This window comes from Actinacidiphila acidipaludis (genome assembly GCF_019890725.1).
In the GTDB taxonomy this organism is placed as follows: Bacteria; Actinomycetota; Actinomycetes; order Streptomycetales; family Streptomycetaceae; genus Actinacidiphila; species Actinacidiphila acidipaludis.
The window spans coordinates 80,458-89,831 of sequence record NZ_JAINZZ010000028.1 but is presented as its reverse complement, the minus strand read 5'-3'; the positions used below and the strand labels follow the sequence as shown (position 1 = coordinate 89,831).

11 protein-coding genes are annotated in these 9,374 nt (G+C 71.9%); 6 read left to right on the top strand and 5 right to left on the bottom strand.

Translation table 11 applies throughout. From position 1 onward, the window contains the following. Positions 1 to 647, top strand: a 647-nt coding sequence (locus K7862_RS21760) for an ABC transporter permease (protein WP_222965054.1), incomplete at its 5' end; no start/stop codon positions are given. A gap of 23 nt (positions 648 to 670) precedes the next feature. On the opposite strand, the gene K7862_RS21755 is transcribed toward K7862_RS21760, so the two are convergent. The 4 genes from K7862_RS21755 to phoU form a co-directional block, all read right to left on the bottom strand. After that, complete coding sequence (locus tag K7862_RS21755) at positions 671 to 955, bottom strand: hypothetical protein (RefSeq protein ID WP_222965052.1); 285 nt, start codon at positions 953 to 955, stop codon at positions 671 to 673. Between the two features lie 178 nt (positions 956 to 1,133). Then, positions 1,134 to 2,417, bottom strand: coding sequence for a lanthionine synthetase LanC family protein (locus K7862_RS21750; protein WP_222965050.1), 1,284 nt, complete (start codon positions 2,415 to 2,417; stop codon positions 1,134 to 1,136). A gap of 122 nt (positions 2,418 to 2,539) precedes the next feature. Continuing rightward, positions 2,540 to 2,902, bottom strand: a complete 363-nt coding sequence (locus K7862_RS21745; protein ID WP_222965048.1) for a cupin domain-containing protein — start codon at positions 2,900 to 2,902, stop codon at positions 2,540 to 2,542. A gap of 454 nt (positions 2,903 to 3,356) precedes the next feature. After that, positions 3,357 to 4,037, bottom strand: a complete 681-nt coding sequence (gene phoU / locus K7862_RS21740) for a phosphate signaling complex protein PhoU (protein WP_222965046.1) — start codon at positions 4,035 to 4,037, stop codon at positions 3,357 to 3,359. Positions 4,038 to 4,219: 182 nt separating this feature from the next. Here phoU and phoR point away from each other — a divergent pair, with 182 nt between their 5' ends. Both phoR and phoP read left to right on the top strand, forming a co-directional pair. Further along, positions 4,220 to 5,524, top strand: coding sequence for a two-component system sensor histidine kinase PhoR (gene phoR / locus K7862_RS21735; protein ID WP_222965043.1), 1,305 nt, complete (start codon positions 4,220 to 4,222; stop codon positions 5,522 to 5,524). Continuing rightward, positions 5,521 to 6,201 carry a two-component system response regulator PhoP gene (phoP, locus tag K7862_RS21730; RefSeq protein ID WP_222965041.1) on the top strand — a complete coding sequence of 227 codons (681 nt, stop codon included), beginning with the start codon at positions 5,521 to 5,523 and terminating at the stop codon, positions 6,199 to 6,201. The genes phoR and phoP overlap by 4 nt, the downstream gene beginning before the upstream one ends. Before the next feature lie 97 nt (positions 6,202 to 6,298). On the opposite strand, the gene K7862_RS21725 is transcribed toward phoP, so the two are convergent. After that, positions 6,299 to 6,934 carry a copper chaperone PCu(A)C domain-containing protein gene (locus K7862_RS21725; protein ID WP_222965039.1) on the bottom strand — a complete coding sequence of 212 codons (636 nt, stop codon included), beginning with the start codon at positions 6,932 to 6,934 and terminating at the stop codon, positions 6,299 to 6,301. 438 nt (positions 6,935 to 7,372) lie between these two features. On the opposite strand from K7862_RS21725, the gene K7862_RS21720 reads away from it, so the two are divergent. The 3 genes from K7862_RS21720 to ispF all read left to right on the top strand — a co-directional run bounded on the left by K7862_RS21720 (position 7,373) and on the right by ispF (position 9,327). Continuing rightward, the gene (locus K7862_RS21720) at positions 7,373 to 7,855 is read left to right on the top strand and encodes a CarD family transcriptional regulator (protein WP_033174074.1); all 483 of its coding nucleotides are present in this window, start codon (positions 7,373 to 7,375) and stop codon (positions 7,853 to 7,855) included. 208 nt (positions 7,856 to 8,063) lie between these two features. Continuing rightward, a complete protein-coding gene (gene ispD, locus K7862_RS21715) occupies positions 8,064 to 8,816 on the top strand; it encodes a 2-C-methyl-D-erythritol 4-phosphate cytidylyltransferase (protein ID WP_222965037.1) in 753 nt (250 codons plus the stop codon). Beyond that, positions 8,806 to 9,327: a 2-C-methyl-D-erythritol 2,4-cyclodiphosphate synthase gene (ispF, locus tag K7862_RS21710; RefSeq protein WP_222965036.1), complete on the top strand. Its 522-nt coding sequence runs from the start codon at positions 8,806 to 8,808 to the stop codon at positions 9,325 to 9,327. The genes ispD and ispF overlap by 11 nt, the downstream gene beginning before the upstream one ends. Positions 9,328 to 9,374: the final 47 nt, after the last annotated feature.

Below are 9,374 nucleotides of genomic sequence, written 5' to 3'. Positions count from 1 at the left end.
GCACCATGAGCGCCGGCATCGGCCACGGCGGCGCCGGCCGCTCCGCCTACCTCGCCTATCTGGTCCCCGGCCTGCTGCTGATGACCGTCGGCAGCACGACGATCGGCAGCGCGATCTCGGTCTCCAACGACATGACCGAGGGCATCATCGCCCGCTTCCGCACCATGGCCATCCACCGGCCGTCCGTGATCATCGGGCACGTCGTGGGCGGCGTCCTGCAGGCCGTCACCAGCGTGGTGCTGGTCGGTGCGATCGGGGTGGCGATCGGGTTCCGCTCGACGGGGGCCACGGTGCTGGATTGGCTCGCGGCGTTCGGGCTGCTCGTGCTGTTCGCACTGGCGCTGACCTGGATCGCGGTGGGCATGGGTCTGGTCAGCCCGAGCGCCGAGGCGGCCGGCAACAACGCGATGCCGCTGATCTTCCTGCCGCTCATCTCCAGCGCGTTCGTGCCGGTGCACGCCATGCCCGGCTGGTTCCAGCCCGTCGCGAAGTACCAGCCGTTCACACCCGCCATCGAGACACTGCGCGGGCTGCTGCTCGGCACACCCATCGGCCACAACGGCTGGCTCGCCGTCGCCTGGTGTCTCGGCCTCACCGCACTCGGGTACGTCTGGGCGATGGCGACGTTCAACCGGGACCCGAAGTAGGGGGCCGCACCCCGCGGAGAGGGTCAGCCGGTGGCCACGACCGGGCCGGCGGTGACCTGGGGCGGGTTGGGGAGGAGGGCGGCGAGGTTGTCACGGACGAAGGCCGCGGCCCGCTTCACCGACTCCTCGGTCCCGACCCGGTCCTCGAAGATGCTGGTCGAGAGCATGACGCCATCGCCGGCGTCGACCCAGTAGTAGGCCACGAATCCGGGGACCTGCTGGAGGAGGGGCACGAAACCGTCGGCCACGCGGCGCGCGGCCTCACCGGGCTGGGTCACCCCTTCGTACCGCCGAATCACTGCGTACATGGCTGGACTCCTCGGGCTCCCGCGGTCACCTTGCGCGAAACGACATACCCCGACCGCGCACCCCTCCCTCACGGCGCGCCCCGGCGTGACTCGGATAGCCGCATCGCGGGCTCGCCCCGGAGGCCGGGGAGGCGCGGGCTCGGAGTACCCGGCGGGCCTTCCGCGCCGGCGCCGGCCGTCAGGGAAGAAGCGAGGCGCCGTGCGGAGGGCGGACGGCCGGGTGGTCGGGCCAGGGGAAGGCGTAGCGGGGGTCGGCGCCGCGGCTGACGCGCACGAAGCGGAGGAGTTCGCGGACGATGCCGGCGTTGCCCATCGCCCAGCCGGTGCAGGGTTCGAGGTCGCTCGGGGTGGCCCGGTGCTCGACGTTGGACCAGCGGGCGCCGGCGGCGTCCCGGGTCGCCCGGGCGGCGAGGTCCGCGACGAGGACGTGGGCGAAGTCGTGCGGGTCCCGCTGTTCGGCGATGCGGTCGCAGGCCAGGGCCAGGACGCCCGCGGTGCCGCAGCAGCGGCCGTTGTTGTCCCAGAAGCCGGGGCGCAGCCGCTGCGGCAGGCCCGCGTGGGTGACCGTGTGCCAGCAGCGGTCGGCCAGGGCGGGCCACGCCGGGTCGCCTGTGACGTCCCGCAGCAGCCGGAAGACCTGGGCGTCGCCGGCCGGGCCGTGGCACCAGCCGTAGCTGATCGGCTCGACCAGCTCGGGCCGGTACTGCGGGGTGGAGTGCCGGACCAGGAATCCCTCCGGCCCGGCCTCGTCCCGAGCCACGATGTCCGACGCGCCGGCCAGCGCCAGCTCCACCAGGTCCGCGCGGCCGGTGGCGTCGCCGACCCGGGCCAGTGCCAGGACCATGCCGAGCGCGCCGTGGGAGATGTGGTGCACCCGGGCGTCGACGCCGGCGCGATGAGCCCACTGGACGCCTGCCGGGGTCCGCTCCGCCTCCTGGAGGTAGGGCTCCAGGGCCAGCACGGCCAGGTCGGCGTCGCCTGCCAGCAGCGCCCCGAGGCCGATGCCCGCGTTGCCGCCCATCAGCTCGAAGAACTCGTTCCAGCGGGTGCCGTCGAAGTGCGACCGGACGACGTCGAGGGCGTGGTCGGCGGCGGCTCCGGCGGCCGCGTCGCCGAGCTCGCGCTGGACGGCCCGCAGGGCGAGGGCCATGCCGGTGCGGCCGAAGTAGAGGGAGTCGCCGTCGAAGGCGCCGACGGCTTCGGCGATGCCGCGGGCCGCGCGCACGGCGGTGTCGGCCCAGGCGTCGTCACCGAAGTGCCGCCAGGCCTCCAGGAGCACGGGGACGATCCCGGCCGTGCCGGTGTAGAGCGTGGGGTTGAGCGCGGTGTCCGAGGGGCGGGTCGTCCAGGCGAGGCCGCCGCCGGGCGTCTCCCGTGCCACCCCCATCAGCCAGCGCAGCCCGTCCGCCGCGAGTGCCTCGACCTCGTCGACCGCCACGACCGTGGCTTCCGGTGCCGTCATGGGCTCACTCTCCCATGATCGTCCGGCCCGCCCGGGGGCGGGTGCACGGCCGGAGCCGGGCCGCCGCACGGCAATGCCCCCGAACCGCGGGGGGCGGCCAGGGGCACTCGGGGGACGGGGGCTCAGCGCTTGGCGTAGTCGGCGAAGCCCTGCCAGTCGATCACGACGCAGCGGTCGTCGCCGACGATCCACGCGTCGTGGCCGGCCGGGATGACACCGACGTCACCGGGGCCGTACTCCGTCTCCTCGCCGTCGTCCATGACGACCTTCATGCGGCCGGAGACGAAGTAGCACAGGTGGGCGGCCTGGCAGCTGTCGGTCTTGGCGATCGGCTTCACGTGCTTGGACCACTGCCACCCGGGTTCGAACACCGCCCTGCCGACCGGGCCCGCCTCGACGTCGAGGAGTTCGAGCTGGCCGGTGCCTCCTTCGAACGGACGGACTTCATCGGGCTTGTCGAAACTCTTGTTGATGAGACCGGACATGGCACACGCTCCTGGATCGAGCATCGCTCTCCTTCAATCGTCCCTCGGTCCGGGAGCGGCGGCACCCGGGCCACGGGGACGGAGCGCGCACAGCCGAGGGCCCCTCGCGCCTGCGGAGGCATCCGCGCGAGGGGCCCTCGGGGTGTCGGAAGAGCGGTCGGTCAGTGGGTGCACCCGCTGCACTGGCACGGGCCGCCCGACTGGCAGCCGCACCCGCAGCCCGAGCCGCAGCCGCACGCGGCGACCAGCGGGAGCGGGATCCGCAGCGGGGCGGCGTCAGGCGTGGACCGGTCGTGTACGGGCTGTGGCGTGGGGGATTCCGGCATCAGTACACCCTCCTCAGGCTTGCCTCCCCCCAGTGAAGCCGGATGCGATACGGCGCATCAACGGCGCACAGGGGCAGTCCGCCGCATTCCGCGCACTTCAAGCGCCCCACGCCCCCGTGTTTGGGCGGTTACGCCCCTTCGACGGGCGTCGGCGCGGGTGCCAGCTCGTCGGCGTGCTCACCGGTCACCAGGTAGACGACGCGCTTGGCCACGGACACCGCGTGGTCGGCGAACCGCTCGTAGTAGCGGCCGACCAGGGTGACGTCCACGGCCGTCTCGATGCCGTGCTTCCAGCGGTCGTCCAGCAGGTGCTGGAAGAGGGTGCGGTGCAGCTCGTCCATGCGGTCGTCGTCCGCCTCGAGCTGCAGGGCGTCGTCGACGTCCTTGCTGACGATGACCTCGGCCGCCTTGGCCATGAGGCGCTGGGCGAGCTGGCCCATCTCCAGGATGGTGCTGTGCAGGTCGCTGGGCACCGCGCTCTCGGGGAAGCGCAGCCGGGCCAGCTTGGCGACGTGACGGGCGAGGTCGCCGGACCGCTCCAGGTCCGCGGACATCCGCAGGGACGTCACGACGATCCGCAGGTCGGTGGCCACCGGCTGCTGCCGGGCGAGCAGGGTGATCGCCTGGTTCTCCAGGTCGCGCTGGAGGTCGTCGACCTTCTCGTCGGCCGCGATCACGCTCTCCGCCACGTTCAGGTCCGCGTCGAGCAGCGCAGTGGTGGCCCGCCCGATCGCGGACCCGACGAGGCGGGCCATCTCGACCAGCCCGTCACCGATCGAGTCCAGCTCCTCGTGGTATGCGTCGCGCATCGCTTTCCTTCCGTCTGTAACGAGGCTTCTCCGCCACGTTTCCACGCTGACGGGCGCACGCGTACCGGTCGCGCACCCGGAGTGAACCACCACCTACGTGAAGGTGAACTCTTGGCAACGTACATCCGAGAGCTCTCTCACAGGCTTGTCGGGTGCGTGAACAGTCCACCTAACCTGGAGCCATGGACGTGAACGCGGCCGTTGCCGCAGCCAGTGCGATCGCCGGTCTTCTGACCGGCGTCATCGCTGTGCTCGCGTTCCGCTGGAGCGAGCGGGAACTGTCCCGCCCGACTCGTACCGCACTGCGATCCGATCAGAGCACCGCCGTGCTGCCGCCCGGCGTGGACACCGTGCTGTCGGTGCTCCGCTCCTCGGCGGTCGTCCTGGACGAGGGCGACACGGTGGTCAAGGCCAGCTCGGCGGCGTACGCCCTCGGACTGGTCCGCGGCGGCCGGCTGGCCGTCGACCAGATGCTGCAGATGGCCCGCGAGACCCGGCGGGACGGCGAGATACGGCAGGTCGAGCTCGATCTGCCGCGCCGCGGCGCGGGCCGCGGCGAGGGACTGGCGGTCTCCGCCCGCGTGGCCCCGCTGGGCTCGCGGCTGGTGCTGCTGCTGGTCGAGGACCTCACCGAGGCCCGCCGGATCGAGGCGGTGCGCAGGGACTTCGTGGCGAACGTCAGCCACGAGCTGAAGACGCCGGTCGGCGCCCTGTCCCTGCTGTCCGAGGCCGTGATGGACGCGGCGGACGACCCCGAGGCGGTCAACCGCTTCGCGGGCCGCATGCAGATCGAGGCCACCCGCCTGACCAGCCTGGTCCAGGAGATCATCGACCTGTCCCGGGTGCAGAACGACGACCTGCTCGACGACGCCGAGCCGGTCGCCGTGGACGACCTCGTCGCCGAGGCCGTCGACCGCTGCCGCCACCAGGCCAACACCAAACAGATCACCATGGCCACCGGAACGACCCCGGACCTCTTCATCTGGGGCAACCGCGGCCAGCTCGCCGCCGCTCTCGGCAACCTCGTCGAGAACGCCGTCAACTACAGCCCGGTCCGCACCCGGGTCGGCATCGCCGGCCGCCGGATCGGCGCGCCGGGAGGGGATCTCATCGAGATCTCCGTGACGGACCAGGGCATCGGCATATCCGAGAAGGACCGCGAGCGGATCTTCGAACGCTTCTACCGGGTCGACCCGGCGCGTTCGCGGGCCACCGGCGGCACCGGGCTCGGGCTGTCCATCGTCAAGCACGTGGCCGCCTCGCACGGCGGGGAGGTCACGGTGTGGAGTGCCGAAAGCCAGGGCTCCACGTTCACTCTGCGGCTCCCCGAGGCCGGAATCGCCCGCGACCGGGCGCTCCCTCCGGGCCTCGACCCCGACGCCGAGGTGGATCACGAGCCGGGCGACGAGCCCGCCGACGAGCCCACTGCGGATCAGCTCTTCCAGACTCTCCCCGAACACATCCCCGCCCCGGAGGTCCTTCCGTGACACGCGTACTCGTCGTCGAGGACGAAGAGTCCTTCAGCGACGCGCTGTCGTACATGCTGCGCAAGGAGGGCTTCGAGGTCGCGATCTCCGCGACCGGGCCCGACGGCCTCGACGAGTTCGAGCGCAACGGCGCCGACCTGGTCCTGCTCGACCTGATGCTGCCCGGCCTGCCCGGCACCGAGGTCTGCCGCCAGCTGCGGCTGAAGTCCAATGTCCCGGTGATCATGGTGACCGCCAAGGACAGCGAGATCGACAAGGTCGTCGGCCTGGAGATAGGCGCCGACGACTACGTGACCAAGCCGTTCTCCTCGCGCGAGCTGGTCGCCCGCATCCGCGCCGTGCTGCGCCGGCGGGGTGAGCCGGAGGAGGTCTCGCCGGCCGCCCTGGAGGCCGGTCCGGTGCGCATGGACGTGGACCGCCACGTCGTGACCGTCGGCGGCGGCAAGGTGGACCTGCCGCTGAAGGAGTTCGACCTGCTGGAGATGCTGCTGCGCAACGCCGGCCGGGTGCTGACGCGGATGCAGCTCATCGACCGGGTGTGGGGCGCGGACTACGTCGGCGACACCAAGACCCTCGACGTCCACGTCAAGCGCCTGCGGGCCAAGATCGAGCCGGACCCGGGCGCGCCGCGCTACCTGGTGACCGTGCGCGGACTGGGCTACAAGTTCGAGCCGTAGACCGCGGGACCGTGAAACAGCGAAGGGCCCGGCATGGGTGCCGGGCCCTTCGCGTGTGCCGTCCGCGGCGCGCTGTCGGCGCTCCGTCGGTGCTCCGTCAGGAGGTCGGCGTGGTGGTGTTCGTCGGCGTGGCCGGCGCGTTGGGCTTGGTGGTCGGGGTGGTGGTGCCGCCCTGACCGGCCGAGCTGTCCTGGCCGATCGTGCCGGGGGTGGCCGTGGCGGTGGTGGGCGCCGAGCTGGGCCCGTACGGCGCGAAGAAGCCGGCCGCCGGGGTCACGTTCACCGGCAGGCTGACCGCGCCCGCCTGGCTGAAGGTGAACGTCGCCTGCTGCACGTCGCCGTTGCGCAGGGACTCGCCGCCGCTCTGGACCACGGCCGAGGCGTTGCCCTTGCCGCCGAGAAGAACGGAGCCATGGGCCGGAACGACGACGCTGCCGCCGCCGTTGGGGGCCGCCAGGGTGGTGGTGACGTTCCCGCCCAGCGCGATCGACTGCAGTGTCTGGGGGGTGGAGCCGTTGTTGAACACCCGGGCGGTCACGGTCGAGGGACCGGACGGGTCGGTGAGGACGTACGCGTTCTGCACCTTGACGTCGCTGGTGCTCGACTGGGCGCTGTCCGGCTGGACCTCCAGGGTCTGCGCGTCGTTCCCGGCGGCGCAGGCGGCAGCAAGGGGAGCGAGCGAGAGCGCGAGTACGGCGGCGAGGGCGCCGCGACGGAAGCTGCTGCGGACCACGGCGGCGGCATCTCCTTGGGCAGGTACCTAGCAGGTATCGGAAGATCTTCTAGCGGCCTTAGATTACCGAGCCGTCGCCGGGCCCGCGCACCGGGCCCCGCCTTTAGCGTGATCACTTCCCCGGGATTTCCATGACTGTGCAAAATTGGATCTTCATCACGCCGCAGACCCGAACGGAGTAGCGACAAGCCACTCCTCTGGGGGTGACAAACACGGACGTATCGCCCCTTGTTCGGAGCCTTCCAGACCTGTGACGGTCATGTTTCGGGGTCCCCGTATACCCGCTCCGACCTGCGGATACCGTCGCCGTACGGCACCCTCCAGCACGTTCCGGGGTCGCTTGTCAAGCCCCGAGATATGCCCTGACCTGCGAAAACGCCATTCAGATGAGGCCGTTCCCGTGTTACCCTGGATAGCCACGGAAGGGGTACCTGTCACATGACGTTCAAGGTTGGCGACACCGTGGTCTATCCCCATCACGGGGCCGCGCTGATCGAGGCCATCGAAATTCGCCAGATCAAAGGCGTGGACAAGACCTACTTGGTGCTCAAGGTCGCCCAGGGCGACTTGACGGTGCGCGTGCCCGCGGACAATGCGGAGTTCGTCGGAGTACGCGACGTGGTTGGTCAGGAGGGTCTGGACCGGGTCTTCGAGGTGCTGCGCGCGCCGTACACCGAGGAGCCCACCAACTGGTCCCGCCGATACAAGGCAAATCTGGAGAAGCTCGCCTCCGGCGACGTCATCAAGGTGGCGGAAGTCGTCCGTGACCTGTGGCGTCGTGAGCGCGAGCGCGGCCTGTCGGCCGGCGAGAAGCGCATGCTCGCCAAGGCGCGGCAGATCCTGGTCAGCGAACTCGCTCTCGCGGAGAACACCAACGAGGACAAGGCCGAGGCGCTGCTCGACGAGGTCCTCGCGTCGTAAGACCGTCCCCTCCGGACGTTCTCGTGTCGCGCTCCTGACGGTGTGCCGAACCCACACCGCCTTCGGCGTACCGAACCACGCAGACGCATCCCCCGGCCAGCACCGGGGGACACCGCCGCAGCACCCGGCCGAGCGCTATCGCCGGGTGCTGCGGCATGCTTGTGCTCGCGTTCCCCCAGGACTTCACGGAAGGGGTCCCGGGAACGCGATGCCCGGCACGTTGAGTGCGATACCCATCTCATCCAAGGACACAAACCTGCGTACCGCAGCCGTCATTCCCGCCGCCGGACGTGGCGTCCGGCTCGGCCCCGGCGCGCCCAAGGCGCTGCGCACCCTGGGCGGGGTCCCGATCCTCGTCCACGCGGTGCGTGCGATGGCCCGCGCCCGTGCCGTCCAGGTGATCGTCGTGGTGGCCCCGCCCGAGGGCGCCGCCGACGTCCGGGCACTGCTCGACGCCCACGGACTGCCCGAGTCCACGGACATCAGCGTGGTGCCGGGCGGCGAGTCCCGGCAGGAGTCGGTGCGCCTCGGCCTGGCCGCGCTGCCCGACGACGTCGACGTGGTCCTCGTGCACGACGCGGCCCGACCGCTGGTGCCGGTGGAGACCGTCGAGTCCGTGGTCGAGGCGGTCCGCTCCGGCGCGCCCGCGGTCGTGCCCGGGCTGCCGATGGCCGACACCGTCAAGAGCGTGGACTCCGCGACGGGCGTCGTCACGGGCACCCCCGACCGCTCCCTGCTGCGGGCCGTGCAGACCCCGCAGGGCTTCGACCGGGCCACCCTCGGCAAGGCCCACGCGACCGTCACCCGCGACGTCACCGACGACGCCTCCATGGTCGAGCAGCTCGGCGTCCCCGTCCTGGTGGTGCCGGGGCACGAGGAGGCCTTCAAGGTCACCCGGCCGCTCGACCTGGTGCTCGCCGAGGCCGTCCTCGCCCGCCGGAGGGCCACCGATGGCTACTGAGCCCACCGAGCCGGGGACCCGGCCGGCCACGTCGCCGGTCCTGCCGCAGGTCGGCATCGGCACCGACATCCACGCCTTCGAGGAGGGCCGCGAGCTGTGGTGCGCGGGCCTGCTCTGGGAGGGCGAGGGCCCGGGGCTCGCCGGGCACTCCGACGCCGACGTCGTCGCCCACGCCGCGTGCAACGCCCTCTTCTCCGCCGCCGGCCTCGGTGACCTCGGCGCGCACTTCGGCACCGGGCGCCCGGAGTGGTCGGGCGCCTCGGGCGTCACCCTGCTCACCGAGGCGGCCCGGATCGTCCGCGCCGCCGGGTTCACCATCGGCAACGTCGCCGTCCAGGTGGTCGGGCAGCGCCCGAAGATCGGCAAGCGCCGCGAGGAGGCCCAGAAAGTGCTGTCGGCCGCCGTCGGCGCCCCGGTCGCGGTGAGCGCCGCCACCACCGACGGCCTCGGTTTCACCGGTCGCGGCGAGGGCCTCGCGGCGATCGCCACGGCGCTGGTGGCCCGGGTCTGAGCGGGCCGCGGTCCGCTCCCGGGCGGACCGCGGGCGCCGCTGTAGCA